Source organism: Streptomyces seoulensis (assembly GCF_004328625.1).
Classification (GTDB): domain Bacteria; phylum Actinomycetota; class Actinomycetes; order Streptomycetales; family Streptomycetaceae; genus Streptomyces; species Streptomyces seoulensis.
Genome location: NZ_CP032229.1, coordinates 3316530 through 3332045, shown reverse-complemented (window position 1 = coordinate 3332045; position 15516 = coordinate 3316530). Strand labels below are relative to the sequence as shown.

Genomic DNA, 15516 nt, shown 5'->3' with positions numbered 1-15516 from the left:
TCCCATGTTCAAATCCCGCAAACCCGGACAGGACGACGCCTGGGAAGGCACCGTCACCGACAAGTCGCGCGGCATGCTCGACGGCTCGAACATGTACCACTTCGTCGAACTCCGCCTGAGTGACGGGGAGTCCACGAAGGTGCGGATCGGGCGGCAGCTCTGGAAGTCCCTGGCCGTCGGGGACCGCGTCGTCAAGCGAGCCGGCGAGGACCCGGTCAAGGCATAGCCTCAGAAGGCCAGTTGGGCGATCTCCTCCGCCACCACGGCAGCCGCGTCCGCCGCCGGGTCGATCAGCGGGAAGTGGCCGACGTCCTCCAGCAGCGTCACCCCCACGACCTCCCCGGCCCTGGCCGCCGCGTCCGCGAAGGACTCCGCCACCGCGTCGGGGACGACCTCGTCGGCACGGCCCTGCACCAGCGTCGTCGCGATACCGGTCGGGAGGAGCAGCGCGGGGTCCGCGTACGGGACGCGCTCGGCGAACAGGTGCTGCCCGCCCAGGAGTTGCACCGCAGCCCCGGCGCAGACGTCCAGCTTCTCCGCCAGCCCCAGATCCGCGATCGGCGCCAGCGCGACGACCCCGCGCAGCGGCGCCGGCCGGTCCGTACGCCAGGGCGAGTCCGGCGGCAGGACGTGCCGCGCGGCCGCCCACAGCGCGAGGTGCCCGCCCGCCGAGTGCCCGGTGAGGACGATGCGCCGGGCGTCCGCGCCCGGCAGCGCCTCGCGGGCCAGCTCCGGCAGCGCGTCCAGCGCGGCGGCGATGTCGTCGAAGGTCTCCGGCCAGCGGCCCGCCGGGGGTACGGAAGCCGGCTCGCCGCCCGTGTTCTGCGCCGGGATGTCGGGCCCACCGCGCCGGTACTCCACGTTCGCCACGGCGAACCCGCGCCGCGCGAGGAAGTCCGCGAACGGCGTGACGTGCCGCCGGTCGTACCGCGCCCGCCACGCCCCGCCGTGCAGGATCACGACCAGCGGCGCGGACGCCGGCCCGGTGCGCGGGGCGTAGAAGTCGACGATCTGGTCGGGGTGCTCCCCGTAGGCGGCGCTCGCGTCGGGGTCGACGGGCGGATGGGAGAACGCCGACTCCTCCTCGGCGGCGGCACGGGCTGCGCTTGCGTCCTCCGGCATGCTCCAACCTTCCAGCTGCGTAAGGGGTTTGGCGGACCAGGGCCAGAGTGGGGATTCGGCCGTTGGCCGGGACGGTATCAGGCCCGTGACGTGCGCGGACACGGGGATGTCACCCAGGGTGAGGCAAAAGGGGGCTGTGCGGAGTTCGTCCCTCCGCACAGCCCCCCGACGCCTTCCGCCTACGGCTGCGCCAGCACGTCGCCCAGCACCCGCGCCGCCCGCTCCGCGTCCGCGAAACCGACGTACAGCGGGGTGAAGCCGAAGCGCAGCACGTCCGGGTGGCGGAAGTCGCCCACCACGCCCCGGTCGATCAGCCGCTTCATCACCTCACCGGCGTCCGCGCAGCGCAGCGCGACCTGGCTGCCCCGCTCCTCGTGCCGCAGCGGCGTCACGCACTCCACCCGGCCGGGCTCGGTGTACGCGGTCACGCAGTCCAGGAAGAAGTCGGTCAGGGTCAGCGACTTCGCCCGTACGGCGTCCACCGAGACCCCGTCCCACACCTCCAGCGCCGCTTCCAGCGCCAGCATGGAGAGGATGTCCGGCGTGCCGACCCGGCCGCGCCGCGCGCCCGGCACCGGGGTGTACTCGGGGTTCATCCCGAAGGGCTCGGCGTGCGAGTTCCAGCCCGGCAGGGGCGAGTCGAAACGGTCCTGGAGATCGCCGCGGACGTACAGGTACGCGGGCGAACCGGGGCCGCCGTTCAGGTACTTGTAGGTGCAGCCGACCGCCAGGTCCACCCCGTGCGCGTCCAGCCCGACCGGCAGGGCGCCCGCGCTGTGGCACAGGTCCCAGACGACCAGCGCGCCGGCGTCGTGCACGGCCGCCGTCAGGGCGGGCAGGTCGTGCAGGCGGCCGGTGCGGTAGTCGACGTGGTTCAGCAGGACGGCGGCCGTGCGGGGGCCGAGGGCGGCCGGGATCTCGGCGGGGGTGAGCGGACGGAGTGTGCAACCCGTCATCCGTGCGGCCGAGTTGGCGATGTAGCCGTCCGTGGGGAAGGTCGTCGCGTCGACCAGGATCTCGTCGCGGCCCTCCCCCGCCATTCGTACGGCCGCCACAAGTGCCTTGTACACGTTGACACTTGTCGAGTCGCCCACCACGACCTGGCCCGGACCGGCGCCGATCAGCGGGGCGATGCGGTCGCCGATCCGCTCCGGCGCGGTCCACCAGCCCGACTCGTCCCAGGAGCGGATGCGCAACTCGCCCCACTGGCGGGTCAGTACGTCCCGCATCCGGTCGGGTACGTGCGCGGGGAGTGCGCCGAGGGAGTTGCCGTCCAGGTAGACGCCGTCGTCGAGGACGAAGCGGTCACGCAGTCCGGCGAGCGCGTCGGCCGCGTCCAACTCCTTCGCCCGCAGCGCCAGTTCCGTACGGTCAGACATGGGACCTCGCCGTCCACAGCTCGGGGAACACGTTCTTGCGGGCCCGCTTCTCCAGCCACGCCACTCCGGCCGAGCCGCCGGTGCCGGCCTTGGAGCCCATCGCGCGGCGGGTCGCCACGAGGTGGTCGTTGCGCCATCGCCACACCAGCTCGGCGACGTTCGTCAGGGCCTCCCCGAGACGGGCGAGGTCGCTGTCCGGGTCACCGGAGTACACCGCCGTCCACGCGGCCTCGACCGCCTCCACGGGCTCGTACCGCTGGGACACGTCCCGGCGCAGCACCTCGTCGGGGATCGCGTGGCCGCGCCGGGCGAGCAGGCGTACCGCCTCGTCGTAAAGACTCGGCTCGCACAGCGCCTTCTCCAGCTCGGCGTGCGTACGGGGGGTGCCCCGGTGCGGCACGAGCATCGACGCGGACTTGTCGCCGAGCAGGAACTCCATGCGGCGGTACATCGCCGACTGGAACCCCGAGCCCTCGCCCAGGGCGGAGCGGTACGAGTTGAACTGGGCCGGGGTGAGCTGGGCCAGCGGGCGCCAGGAGGCGTTCAGGGCGTCCAGCTCGCGCACGGAACGCTTCAGCGCGGCGATCGCGGTGGGCACGTCGTCCGAGCGGAGCGCCTTCGCGGCGGTCTCCCACTCGTGCGTGATCACCGTGAACCAAAGCTCCATGACCTGGGTCGTGACCAGGAAGACCATCTCTCCGGGGTCGTCGGAGAGGGTGTGCTGGAGGTGGGTGAGCACGTCGGCCCGGACGTAGTCCTCGTACGGCGTCGTACCGGCGAAGTCGAGATGCGGGGTCTCGGGCTCAGCGGCCTCTTCGGCGGCCTGGGAAGGGGGGTGAGCCTGGTGGGACATCGCTGTCTCCTGTTGAACTCCGGGTAGCGGTCCGCCCCTGCCGATGCCGGCACGGGGGCCCCGGTCCCCACGCTGAATCCTCCGCAATCCCATGGGATAGAGCAAGGCGGGACGCTGCGCCGGGCCTGGCCGGACGGCTCGCTGACCGTGCCGGAATGGCCTGCTGACCGCATAAGACCGTTCTCTTCCGGAATGAGATCACCTAGGGTCGCAAGCTGGGCGTGAGTGACCGTTGATGTCATGGGGGCACGGGGGCTCGCGCGTAACGGGGGAGGGGTGCGGGCTGTGCTGTGCGCGTTTTCGGGGGCGGGGTCGTGACCTCGGTGGAGGTGCGAGCGGGGGTTCCCGTACGGGTCCGCAGGGGTGGACCGCTGTGGGTGGTGCCGGTGGTGTGGACCGTCGGGCTCGGACTGTGGGGGCTGTCGCGGGACCACAGCGTGTGGCGGGACGAGGCGGCGACCTGGCAGGTGGCCCGGCGCTCCACCGCCGACATCTGGCACCTGCTCGACCAGGTCGACGCCGTGCACGGCCTGTACTACCTGCTGATGCACGCCCTCTTCAGCTGCTTCGGCCCCGGCACCACGACCCTCCGCCTGCCCTCCGTCCTGGCCGTCGCCGTCGCGGCGGGCTGCGTGACGGTCATCGGCGCCCGCCTCGCCGGAAACCCGGCCGGGATGGGCGCGGGCCTGGCCCTCGGACTGCTCCCGGCCGTGCAGTTCCACCTCCAAGAGGGCCGGCCGTACGCCCTGGTCATGGCGGGCACGGCGGTCTCGACGCTGCTCCTGGTGGTGCTGCTGGAGCGTCCCGCCTCCTGGTGGTGGGCCGCGTACGGCGTGACGGTCCTGCTCTGCGGACTGCTGAACTGGCTCGCGCTGCTGGTGCTGGTCGCGCACGCGGTGACCCTGTGCTGGACGCGGGCCGGGCGGGGGACGTGGGTCCGCTGGGCGTCGGCTTCCGGCGCGGCCGTCGCGGGGACGGCACCGCTGATCCTCTTCAGCCGGCACCAGTCCGAGCAGATCTCCTGGATACCGCCCCTGACCTGGCACATGCTGATCGGCCCGGCGATCCTGCTGGCGATCGGCACTCTGGGCGCCGTACTGGACCGCCCCCTCCCCGGCAGGCCCTCGCTCGCCTCGGTGGCCCTCCCCCTGCTGGCGGTCCCCCTCCTCGCCCTGACAGGGATCTCCCTGATCAAGCCCCTGTTCCTGGACCGCTACGTCCTCTTCGGCCAACTCGGCCTCACCCTGCTGATCGGCACGGCACTGGGCCGGGCGATCGCCGCGACGGCCCCGCGCTTCCCGAGGACCGCCCGACTGATCCTCCCCCTGGCACTCCTGTCGGCCCTCGGCGCCCTCCTCCCCTACTCCCTGGCCAAACGCGCCCCCGAGAGCCGCGTCGACGACGTCCTCTCGGCCGCCGACCGCGTCCACCACCTGAAGCACCCCGGAGACGCGGTCCTCTTCATCCCCGCCGCCCGCCGGGACACGGCCCTGGTCTCCCCCGACGCCTTCGTGGGCCTACGGGACATAGCCCTCGCGGAGACCCCCCTGGCCTCGGGCACCCTCAAGGGCGTGGAGGCGGAACCGTCCCGCATCCGCACGGCCATACGCCGCTCCGACCGAATCCTGCTGGTCACCGACGCACCGGGGGTGGCAAAGCGGGACTCGGCCCGCCGGGACAAGGCGAAGAGGGCCACGCTCCGGAGGTACTTCAGGGCCGTCGCGGACGAGACCGTACGGGGCCGCAGGGTGACGGTGTACGAGCGCCTCCCGGCCCCCGTCCGGGGCGCGGCGCCTAGGTCGTGTCCGGCGGATCAGGGTGCGGGAAGCAGCGGTGCCGATCGATCCCGGTGAGCGGGGTCTGGTGCGTCCAGGTGCAAGGCGGAGGAGGGAGTCGACGCGGAGCGTCGGCGAGTGACGACAACGCGGCAGATGGGCGTGCCAGACCCCGCGTCCGCGCCCTGATCCGCCGGACAGGCCCTAGTGGCAGACTTCAGCCATGACTACGCACAAGAACCTGCTCGGCGGCCCGGACCCGACGTTCCTGTCCGAGAACGAAGAGGCGTACCGCCTGCTGGGTGAGGGCTCGCAGAGTCCGGCGGAGGTCGTGGCGAAGTTCCCCACGTTCTCGCTGGCCTGGGCGATGCTCGCGGACGACGCCTTCGAGGGCGGCCGGGTGGTCGAGTCGTACGCCTACGCCCGCACCGGCTACCACCGCGGCCTCGACGCGCTGCGCCGCGCCGGCTGGAAGGGCCACGGCCCCATCCCCTGGTCCCACCAGGCCAACCGAGGCTTCCTCCGCTGCCTCGCCGCCCTCGCGCGGGCGGCCGACGCCATCAACGAGAAGGAAGAGGCCGACCGCTGCTGGCAGTTCCTCCAGGACAGCAGCGAGGAGGCTTACGCGGAGCTGCGGCGGTAGGTCCTGCCGGGCCGGCGAGGGGGCCGGGTTCGCTCACCCCCCAGAAGCCGGCTCCACCTCCCCCGTCTCCAGTGGCGGAGTCGTGATGCTGCCGTGGGTTCTGCATTCCGGGTGAGGGCAGTCCGGGGTGGGGCGGTGGCGGATCAGGGTGGCGGCGAGGACGGAGGCGAGGACGAGGACTCCCGCGCAGATCGGCATCGCCTTGTCGAAGGACGAGTTGAAGGCTGCCGGGAGGCGGTACGCCTCCGGGCCCATGCCGGTCAGCAACGGGAGCGCGGCTACCGCCACCAGGCCCGCCGCCCGCGCCGCCGCGTTGTTGATGCCGCTCGCCAGGCCCGCCCGGGACGTGTCGACCGAGGCCAGGACCGTGGCCGTCAGGGGGGCCACCAGGGTGACCATGCCGGTGCCCATGACGAGGAGCGCGGGCAGGACGTCCGTCAGGTAGTTCGCGTCCGGGCCGACCCGCAGCATCAGGAGCATCGCCGCCGCGCAGAGCAGCGGGCCGACGGTCAGGGGGAGACGGGGGCCCGTGCGGTCGGCGAGGGCGCCCGAGCGGGAGGAGAACAGGAGCATCAGGATCGTCGGCGGGAGCAGGGCCGTACCCGCCGCCAGCGGGGAGTAGCCCGCGACGACCTGGAGTTGCAGCGCCGTCAGGAAGAAGAAGCCGCCGAAGGCCGCGTACACGCACAGCGTGACCAGGTTGACCGCGGTGAACTGCCGTGAGGCGAAGATGTCCGGCGGGAGCATCGGGTTCGGCCGGTGGTGCTCGACGTAGACGAAGGCCACCGCCGCCGCCACGCCCGCCACCGCCGTCACCCACACCGCGACGGACGCGGAACGGGCCTCGATCAGCGCGTACGTCAGCAGCGCCAGCGCCGCCGCGCCCAGCACCGCCCCGAGCACGTCGAACCGCCCGCGCGCGGGCCCCGCGTCCGACTCGGGTACGTGCCGCAGCGCCACCGGTACGCAGATCAGAGCCAGCGGCACGTTCAGCAGGAACACCCAGCGCCAGCCGGGGCCTTCCACCAGCCAGCCGCCCAGGAACGGCCCGATCGCGGCGCCGACCCCGCCGAACCCGGACCACAGCCCCACCGCGCGGCTGCGGTCGTCGGGGTGGAAGGACGCCTGGATCAGCGCGAGCGACCCCGGCGTGAGCAGCGCCCCGCCCACCCCCTGGAGCGCGCGGGCGATGATCAGCACGTTCGGGTCGGGAGCCAGGCCGCACATCAGGGAGGCCGCCGCGAACCAGATCACGCCGATCACGAAGACCTTGCGCCGCCCGTACCGGTCCCCCAGCGAACCGCCCAGCAGGATCAGCCCGGCCAGCGTCACCATGTACGCGTTGACCGTCCACTGGAGCGCCGCGAGGCTCGCGTCGAGGTCGCGGCCGATGCGGGGCAGGGCCACATTGACGACGGTCGAGTCCAGCAGGGCCATGCTGGAACCGAGCACGGTGGTCAGCAGAATCCACCGGCCCTTGGGGGACGCCAGCCGGACATCGGGCATGTCCCCAGGTATACCCCGGATAGCCAGAGGGGGCCCGGCCCTGTGGAAAACAGGATGCCGGGCCCCCTCAGGAGACCACCGAGGGTCACTTCATCTTGTTGCCCGCCGACCGCAGGTTGTTCGCGGCGACGACGACACGCGCCGCCATGCCCGCCTCGGCCAGCTTGCCCCAGGTGCGCGGGTCGTACTGCTTCTTGTCACCGACCTCGCCGTCGACCTTCAGCACACCGTCGTAGTGACGGAACATGTGGTCGGCGACCGGACGGGTGAAGGCGTACTGGGTGTCCGTGTCGATGTTCATCTTCACGACGCCGTTCTCCAGCGCGGTGCGGATCTCCTCCTCGGAGGAACCGGAACCGCCGTGGAAGACGAAGTCGAACGGCGACTGCTTGCCGAACTTCGCGGCGACCCCGTCGTTCAGCTCCTTCAGCAGCTCCGGGCGGAGCACCACGTTGCCCGGCTTGTACACGCCGTGCACGTTGCCGAAGGACGCGGCCAGCAGGTAACGGCCCTTCTCGCCCAGGCCCAGCGCCTCGACGGTACGGATCGCGTCGTCGACCGTGGTGTAGAGGGAGTCGTTGATCTCGTGCGTGACGCCGTCCTCCTCACCACCGGTCGGGGTGATCTCGACCTCGAGGACGATGTTCGCGCGGCGGGCCTGCTCCAGCAGCTCCTGGGCGATCTCCAGGTTGTCCGCCAGCGTCTCGGCGGAGCCGTCCCACATGTGCGACTGGAACAGCGGGTTGCGGCCGGCCTTCACGCGCTCCTCGGAGAGCGTCAGCAGCGGGCGTACGTAACCGTCCAGCTTGTCCTTGGGGCAGTGGTCGGTGTGCAGCGCGATGTTCACCGGGTACTTCTCGGCGAGAATGTGCGCGTACTCCGCCAGCGCGACCGCGCCGGTCACCATGTCCTTGCTGTACTGGCCGCCGAGGAACTCCGCGCCGCCGGTCGAGATCTGGACGATGCCGTCGCTCTCCGCCTCCGCGAAGCCGCGCAGGGCCGCGTTCAGGGTCTGGCTGGAGGTGACGTTGATGGCCGGGTAGGCGAACTTGCCTGCCTTCGCCCGGTCGAGCATCTCGTTGTAGACCTCGGGAGTTGCGATGGGCATCTGTCCGCTCCTCGTGTTGCGGGTTGGCGTTCTGCGATACGGCCCTGACCTGGACCCTGGGGGGCGACGTCGGCGTCGGCCCCATCTTTCCAGACCTGCCCTGCCGGACGGTCTGACGGCCGGGGAGAAGTCCAGCCCCAAGCGGACCGTCAGTCCAGCCCCAGTTCATCCTTCGAGAAGGCGAACCGGTACGGAACGCCCGCCCCGGCCTCGATCTTCTCCGCGGCGCCGGTCGCGCGGTCCACGATCGTGGCGACGCCGACGACCTCCGCGCCGGCCTCCCGCACCGCCTCCACGGCGGTCAGCGGGGAGCCGCCGGTGGTGGAGGTGTCCTCGACGACCAGCACACGGCGGCCCGCGATGTCCGGACCCTCGACCCGGCGCTGGAGGCCGTGCGCCTTCGCGGCCTTGCGGACCACGAACGCGTCGAGCCGCTGCCCGCGCGCGGCGGCCGCGTGCAGCATGGCGGCGGCCACCGGGTCGGCGCCCATGGTCAGGCCGCCGACCGCGTCGAAGTCCAGGTCGGCGGTGAGGTCCAGCAGGACCTGGCCGACCAGCGGGGCGGCCTCGCCGTCCAGGGTGATGCGGCGCAGGTCGACGTAGTAGTCGGCCTCCAGACCCGAGGAGAGGGTCACCTTGCCGTGCACCACGGCCTTGTCCTTGATCTGCTGGAGCAGTTCGCCACGTACATCCGTCATACCGCCCAGCTTAGAGGCGGCGCCAGGTCCAGGTCGTGGACGCCTCCAGCGGCTCCAACGGGGTGACCAGGCGCTGGGCGGTGTTCAGGCCGTTCGGCGGACCGGTCTGCGGCTCGACGCACACGGCGGCGTCCTGCTCGTCGTAGACGACGGCCCACTGTTCGCGGCTGGCCACCTTCAGTTCCAGCTGACCGGGCCAGGTCAGGGTGACGTCGACTCCCTCGGGCATGCCGAAGCAGTCGTCCCAGGGGCCGGGCTTCGGCTCGATACGGTTGCCCGTCGGCAGGTGGTCCTCGCCGCGCTCCTCCTGCCACGCCGGGTGGAAGTCGACGCGCACGTCCTCGCCGCCCAGGTTCCGGTTGAACCAGGGGTGCCAGCCGATCTGCGCCGGGAACGAATCCTCGTACGTCTCCACGGACATGCTCAGCGTCAGGCTGTCCTCACCGAGGCGCACGATCTGCGTGATCCTGCCGGAGTGCGGCCAGGGGTCGGTCAGTTCGAACGTCAGCACCGCCTCGTCGGCCGACTTGCGCGCGGTGCGCCAGACTCCGTCGCGGGCGGTGCCGTGGATGGCGTGCGGCGGGGAGTTCAGCGGCATCTGCCGTACGACTCCGCCGTCCAGGAACTGCCCGTCCCTGATCCGCCCGCACCAGGGGACCATCGGGAAGCACCCGAACCGCTCCCCTTGCCGCAGCAGCTCGGTGCCCCCGACGAGCAGCCCCCCGATGCGCCCGCCCTTACCGGGCAGCACCCGTACCTCCGCGTCACCCGCGGCCAACGTGATCTCTCCGTTACTCACGCCCCCGACCCTACTGGTCCCTCCGGGGGTGGGGCGGGGGGTGTGGTCGGGGGGCTGGGAGGTGCGCGGGGGACGGGGTGCGAACCGGGGCGCCGCTCGCTCCGCGCACGGAGGGCTCGGCCTGCGGCCGGCGGCTGTTGCCGTACGCGGGCCGGGGTGGACGTGGCCGCTATCGGGGGTGGGGCGGCGGGGGTGGTTGGGGAGCTGCAGGGTGCGCGGCGGACGGGGGCACCGGGGACGGCGCGGAGGCCGTGGGTACCGAGGTGCCGCTCGCTCCGTGTACGGGGGGCTCGGGCTGCGGCCGGCGGCTGTTGCCGTACGCGGGGCGGGGTGGACGTGGCCGCTGCTGGGGGCGGGGGGCTTCGGGGGCCCTCGGCCGATGTCGCGGAGTGGTCAGTGGCGTTTGCGGAGGGCTCGGGCGACCACGATCGCCGAGGCGAACGCGACCGCTGCCGCCGGGGCGGCCCAGCGGAGGACCGGGCTGGCGGTGACCGTCTGGGGGGCGGGTACGGGGGCGTAGCGGCCGCGGGGCGGGGCGTGGTCGACCTCCTCCGCGCTGCGGCCGATCATCGTCCGGCGGGCGTGGGCGGCCTCGGCGGGGGGCTCGGCGCGGACCTCCAGGCCGTCGGGGACGGTGTCGGGGATGACCGCGTCCGTCTCGGGGTCGAGGGAGGGCGGGGGGACCTCGGTGTCGAAGACGGAGGGGTTCTCCGCACGGGGGTCGGGCTCTGCCTGCTCCGGCTCGGCCGCCGCCTGGCCTTCCGTCCGCTGTCCCGGCTCGGCCGGATCGCCCTGTTCCTGCCGGCCCGGCCCGGCCGCCTCTTCCGACGTGGAGTTCTCGGACACCGCCCGTGCGGGCCCCGTGCCCCCCGCCAGAGTCTCCAGCGTCCGGGTCAGCAACCGGTTCGCCGCCGTCGTCACCGCGTCCTCGGGGAGTTCCGACAGGCGGCCGTCGGCCTTGGCGGTGCCGGTCACGGTGACTGTCGTGCCGTCCTCCGTGGGCAGCAGGGCCAGGGTCAGGGAGAGCACGACCACCCCCGCGCCCCGCGCCTCCGTACCGTCACCGCGTACCGCGTACGTGCCGTCCGCCCGCGCGCTCACCGACAGCGTGCCCCGGTAGGTGACCGAGTGGCCGCCGACGCGCAGTTTCAGGCGGCCGGCGACGGGAGCCGCGCCGGCGTCCTGCTGAAGTCCCGGCACCGCGCGGGCCACCCTCACGGCGTCCGCGAGGGCGTCCCTGAGCCGGTCGGCCGGAACCGGAACGAAGACCTGGAGCTCCATGTCTGCCGAGCCTACCCAGTAGTCCCCGGAATGCACCCGCCCTCAGTACTGCGGACGTGCCAGCGTCGACGGGGACAGGCCCGGTACGCGGGCGAGGCGGGCCGCCGCCACGTCCACTCGGAGGTCCGAGTCCGTCAGGGTGCGGGGGTGGAGGTCCAGGTGGGGGCGCGGGGCCCTGGCGCCGGGAGCGGCCAGGAGGAAGCCCCAGTCGTGCGGGGTACGGGAGGAGCCGGCCGAGCGGTCGGGACCGGTGGCGAACCCGGAGTCGTGGCCGAGCACCCGGTAGGGGGTCGCGGAGAAGCCCGCCGCGCGCAGGGTCGCCTCGACGGTCCAGAAGACGCGGGGCCGCGCCGACACCGGCCCGGCGTGCACCGCGAGCCGCCCGCCCGGGGCGAGGACGCGCCGGGTGAGCCCGTAGAACTCCTGGGAGTACAGCTTGGTGCTCGCGGTGATGCCGGGATCGGGCAGGTCCGCGAGGACCACGTCGTACCGGCCGGCCGGAGCCCGCCGCAGCCAGCTCAACGCGTCCGCCGTGGTGACGTGGACGCGCGGGTCGTCGTACGCGTGCGCGTTGAGCGCGGAGAGGCCGGGGTCGTGGCGTGCCAACCGCACCAGACCCGCGTCCAGTTCGACCACGTCCACCCGCGAGACCCCCTTGTGCCGCAGCACCTCGCGCGCGGCCAGCCCGTCCCCGCCGCCGAGGATCAGCACCCGCCGGTGCGGGCCGGACAGCGCGGGGTGCACCAGCGCCTCGTGGTACCGCCGCTCGTCCCGGCCGCCGACCCGCAGCCGCCCGTCGAGGAAGAGGTCGAGCGGCCGGCCGCCCGTACCCCCGGCGAGGACCACCTCCTGTACGTCCGTCTGCGCGGCCACCCGCACGTCCGGCCCGTACACCGCGCGCCGGGCGGCCGCCTCGAAGTCCCCGGCGAGCACGGCGGCGGAGGCGAGCACACCGAGCACCAGGAGCCCGGCGACCAGCAGCGTCCAGCGGGCGCGCCGGGTGAGATCGCGGCGGAACAGCCCGAGCACCAGCGCGCTCCCCGCGACCACGTTCACCGACCCGGTGAGCAGCGCGCCGGTCAACTGGCCCAGGAACGGCAGGAGTACGAAGGGGAACGCCAACCCCCCCACCAGCGCGCCCACATAGTCCGCGGCGAAGAGGTCGGCCACCGCCCCGCCCGCGTCCTGGCGCCGGATGCGCTGGATCAGCTCCATCAGCAGGGGCACCTCGGCGCCCACCAACAGCCCGATGGCCAGGGAGAATCCGACCAGCAGACAGCGCGGTCCGTCCGCCCAGATCCCGCCCCAGCCGCCGGTCCACGCGAACACCGCGTACAGCGCCATCGCACTGCACCCGCCCACCAGCGCGAGCGCCGTCTCGATCGCGCCGAACCCCACCGCCGCCCGCCAGCGCAGCCGCTTCGCGCCGAGCGAGCCGATACCCATGGCGAACACCATCACCGACAGCACCACGGACGCCTGGGTGACCGAGTCACCGATCAAGTACGAGGCGAAGGCGACGAGTTCGAGTTCGTAGACCAGCCCGCAGGCCGCGCAGACGAAGACGCACGCGAGCACCAGGAACCGCGCGATGCCCGGCTCGACGGGTAGCCGCGCGGGCTCGGTCCAGGGCGGGGCACCCGAGGACAGCGGGGCACCCCGGGACACGGGAGCGTGCGGATCGATCACGCTGCGACGTTACGTCACCACAGCGGTACGCTTCGTCACCCACACGTGTGGAAACTCCCCGTCAACCTGGCCCTGTTGGTCTACCAGGCGCCCTGCCCGGCCGGGACCCTCACCCCGACGCGGGTCCGGGTCGCCACCAACTGCCCGTCCTGCGGGTACGCGTGCCAGGTGCGCCACCGCACCTGGCCCTCGTACCGCTGGGCGAGCATCGCGGTGAAGGCGTGCGGGCTGCCGGGGAAGACCCCGGCGAGTCCGTGCGGATGGTCGGAGACCAGGGCGAGCAACTCCTGGGCGCGGCCCGCGAAGGAGCCCGGCGTGAGCATCTCCACGCGCGCCGCGAACTCGTACTCCCAGTCGCCGACGCGCTTGGCGACGCCGAGGGGGAGCGGGGTGGAGGAGCCGGGGATGCACGCGACGGTCTCCGAACAACTGCCCCGGTCCTCCTCCAGAAGGACCTGGTGCGAGGCGCCGAGCAGCCTCAACTGCATCTTCGCGCCGCTCAGTTCGAGATCGAGGGTGGCCAGGGCGGGCAGCGGTTCGCGGCCGAGGGTCCAGGCGAGGTCGGCGGCTCGGGTGTCGGTGTAGGACGTGTTCAGGGTCGTGAGCATGGATCGGCTCCGCTAACACACAAGGAGATGGCTTGGTCCGGCGCACCTCGGTGACACCGGGCGATTCGGCCAGATCGGCCCGGCTGGAGAAAGCGGTGTCCCTGGAACGTCCGAGGGCTCGAGGTGGTGTTTTAGAGGGAATCACGAACACTGGCCACCCCACAGCGTTTTTACCCAAGTTCGGAGGGTTTCCATCCCTCAGAGGGCTCCACAGCTCAACTGTTCAACTACGGCGTACGCCCAGCGCGGAGCGGGAAGCTCCGCCCGTTCGCGCGCCCGGGGCGCCGCCCCCCGGGCGTTTCCGACACGCGAAGGCGGCCGCGGGCGGCCGGAAATCGCCGCCGCGGCCGCCCGAGCGCTCCGCGTGCCCTCAGTTGCCGCCCCCGCAGCCCCCGCCGCCGCAGGACGACCCGCCGCCACAGCCGGAGTGACCACCGCCGCAGCCCGAGTGCCCGCCGCTACAGGACGAGTGCCCCCCGCCGTGGTGCCCGCCCGAGGAGGAGGACCCGGAGTCCCCGGCCCACCAGCTCGCCCCTCCGTCGTACGACCCGGACCCACCGCGCCGCGACCGCCTCTTCCCGCCGGCCGCCGCCCACGAGCGCCGCCGGGACCGCACCGCGACCCCGGTCAGCAGCACCACCACGACAAGGACGATGCCGAAAAGCATGGCGCCCCCTCCTCCCGTTCCCCCGAAGCGACCCCCCGTGGGCCCCTCGTCCAACCCCGCGCACCGCACGGTCCCCGGGAAATGCCCGCCCACGAAGAACCCCAAAGCCGAGTTGAGGAACTCCAGAGCTTGGGCGGAGGATGGCCGGCATGACCTCCACCGCACGTCCGTACCTCAATCGCCGGCTCGCCGAGTTCGGGACGACCATCTTCGCCGAGATGTCCGCGCTGGCCACGGCCACCGGAGCGATCAACCTCGGGCAGGGCTTTCCCGACACGGACGGCCCCGAGGAGATCAGGGAGGCGGCGGTGCGGGCGCTGCGGGACGGGCGGGGGAACCAGTACCCGCCGGGGCCCGGCGTGCCGGAGCTGCGGCACGCGATCTCCGTGCACCAGCGGCACCGCTACGGGCTCGCCTACGACCCCGACACCGAGGTGCTGGTCACGGCGGGGGCCACCGAGGCCATCGCGGCGACCCTGCTGGCGCTGGTGGAGCCGGGCGACGAGGTGGTGGCGCTGGAGCCGTACTACGACTCGTACGCGGCGAGCATCGCCATGGCGGGCGGGCGGCGCGTACCGGTGACGCTGCGGCCGGACGGGGACCGCTTCCGTCTTGACCTGGACGAGCTGCGCGCGGCCGTCACCGACCGCACCCGGCTGCTGCTGATCAACACCCCGCACAACCCGACCGGCACGGTCCTCACCCGCGAGGAGCTGGCCGCGATCGCCGAGCTGGCCGTCGAGCGGGACCTGCTGGTGGTGACGGACGAGGTGTACGAGCACCTGGTCTTCGACGACGCCGAGCACCTCCCGCTCGCGGGCTTCCCCGGCATGCGCGACCGCACGGTGACGATCGGCTCGGCCGGCAAGACGTTCTCGTTCACGGGTTGGAAGGTCGGCTGGGTGACGGCGGCTCCCGCCCTGGTCAGCGCGGTCCGCTCGGCGAAGCAGTACCTCACCTACGTCTCCGCGGGCCCCTTCCAGTACGCGGTCGCGGAGGCCCTCGCGCTCCCCGACTCCTACTTCGACGGCTTCCGCCGCGACATGCTCGCCCGCCGCGACATCCTCGCCACCGGCCTCGCCGAGGCCGGCTTCGGCGTCTTCCGACCCGCCGGCACCTACTTCGTCACCACCGACATCCGCCCCCTCGGCGAGAAGGACGGCTTCGCCTTCTGCCGCGCCCTCCCCGAACGAGCCGGCGTCGTCGCCGTCCCCAACGCCGTCTTCTACGACGACCGCGAGGCCGGCGCCCCGTTCGTCCGCTTCGCGTTCTGCAAGAAGCCGGAAGTCCTCCAGGAGGCCACGGACCGCCTGCGCCGCATGGCGTGAGCGCGGAACGGCCGAGGGCCGGGGCAGCGGTAAAGCGCCCCGGCCTCGGCCGTGTACGGA

Annotated in this window: 14 protein-coding genes; 4 read left to right on the top strand and 10 right to left on the bottom strand. The window is 72.9% G+C overall.

What is annotated here, in order from left to right; genetic code table 11:
- Positions 1-4: 4 nt before the first annotated feature.
- Positions 5-226, top strand: coding sequence for a DUF7489 domain-containing protein (locus tag D0Z67_RS15475; protein ID WP_031178917.1), 222 nt, complete (start codon positions 5-7; stop codon positions 224-226).
- Between the two features lie 2 nt (positions 227-228).
- Here D0Z67_RS15475 and D0Z67_RS15470 read toward each other — a convergent pair whose 3' ends face one another.
- The 3 genes from D0Z67_RS15470 to D0Z67_RS15460 form a co-directional block, all read right to left on the bottom strand.
- Positions 229-1122 carry an alpha/beta hydrolase gene (locus tag D0Z67_RS15470; protein WP_031178918.1) on the bottom strand — a complete coding sequence of 298 codons (894 nt, stop codon included), beginning with the start codon at positions 1120-1122 and terminating at the stop codon, positions 229-231.
- A 179-nt stretch (positions 1123-1301) separates the two neighbouring features.
- Positions 1302-2501 carry a kynureninase gene (kynU, locus tag D0Z67_RS15465; protein ID WP_031178919.1) on the bottom strand — a complete coding sequence of 400 codons (1200 nt, stop codon included), beginning with the start codon at positions 2499-2501 and terminating at the stop codon, positions 1302-1304.
- Positions 2494-3354, bottom strand: a complete 861-nt coding sequence (locus D0Z67_RS15460) for a tryptophan 2,3-dioxygenase family protein (protein ID WP_031178920.1) — start codon at positions 3352-3354, stop codon at positions 2494-2496. The genes kynU and D0Z67_RS15460 overlap by 8 nt, the downstream gene beginning before the upstream one ends.
- 329 nt (positions 3355-3683) lie before the next feature.
- On the opposite strand from D0Z67_RS15460, the gene D0Z67_RS15455 reads away from it, so the two are divergent.
- Positions 3684-5207 carry a glycosyltransferase family 39 protein gene (locus D0Z67_RS15455; RefSeq protein WP_051887437.1) on the top strand — a complete coding sequence of 508 codons (1524 nt, stop codon included), beginning with the start codon at positions 3684-3686 and terminating at the stop codon, positions 5205-5207.
- A 145-nt stretch (positions 5208-5352) separates the two neighbouring features.
- A complete protein-coding gene (locus D0Z67_RS15445) occupies positions 5353-5772 on the top strand; it encodes a DUF3151 domain-containing protein (protein WP_031178922.1) in 420 nt (139 codons plus the stop codon).
- Between the two features lie 33 nt (positions 5773-5805).
- Here D0Z67_RS15445 and D0Z67_RS15440 read toward each other — a convergent pair whose 3' ends face one another.
- From D0Z67_RS15440 to D0Z67_RS15410, 7 genes are all read right to left on the bottom strand, one after another.
- Complete coding sequence (locus D0Z67_RS15440; protein ID WP_031178923.1) at positions 5806-7278, bottom strand: MFS transporter; 1473 nt, start codon at positions 7276-7278, stop codon at positions 5806-5808.
- An 85-nt stretch (positions 7279-7363) separates the two neighbouring features.
- The gene (gene fbaA / locus D0Z67_RS15435) at positions 7364-8386 is read right to left on the bottom strand and encodes a class II fructose-bisphosphate aldolase (RefSeq protein WP_031178924.1); all 1023 of its coding nucleotides are present in this window, start codon (positions 8384-8386) and stop codon (positions 7364-7366) included.
- A 149-nt stretch (positions 8387-8535) separates the two neighbouring features.
- Positions 8536-9084, bottom strand: coding sequence for an orotate phosphoribosyltransferase (pyrE, locus tag D0Z67_RS15430; protein ID WP_031178925.1), 549 nt, complete (start codon positions 9082-9084; stop codon positions 8536-8538).
- 10 nt (positions 9085-9094) lie between these two features.
- Positions 9095-9883: an aldose epimerase family protein gene (locus tag D0Z67_RS15425; protein WP_031178926.1), complete on the bottom strand. Its 789-nt coding sequence runs from the start codon at positions 9881-9883 to the stop codon at positions 9095-9097.
- Positions 9884-10276: 393 nt separating this feature from the next.
- Complete coding sequence (locus D0Z67_RS15420; protein WP_031178927.1) at positions 10277-11164, bottom strand: SRPBCC family protein; 888 nt, start codon at positions 11162-11164, stop codon at positions 10277-10279.
- Between the two features lie 42 nt (positions 11165-11206).
- The gene (locus tag D0Z67_RS15415) at positions 11207-12853 is read right to left on the bottom strand and encodes a polyamine aminopropyltransferase (protein ID WP_031178928.1); all 1647 of its coding nucleotides are present in this window, start codon (positions 12851-12853) and stop codon (positions 11207-11209) included.
- Positions 12854-12933: 80 nt separating this feature from the next.
- Positions 12934-13461, bottom strand: a complete 528-nt coding sequence (locus D0Z67_RS15410; RefSeq protein WP_031178929.1) for a DUF2617 family protein — start codon at positions 13459-13461, stop codon at positions 12934-12936.
- Positions 13462-14268: 807 nt separating this feature from the next.
- Between D0Z67_RS15410 and D0Z67_RS15400 the strand changes: the two genes are divergently transcribed.
- Complete coding sequence (locus D0Z67_RS15400; protein ID WP_031178930.1) at positions 14269-15456, top strand: pyridoxal phosphate-dependent aminotransferase; 1188 nt, start codon at positions 14269-14271, stop codon at positions 15454-15456.
- Positions 15457-15516: the final 60 nt, after the last annotated feature.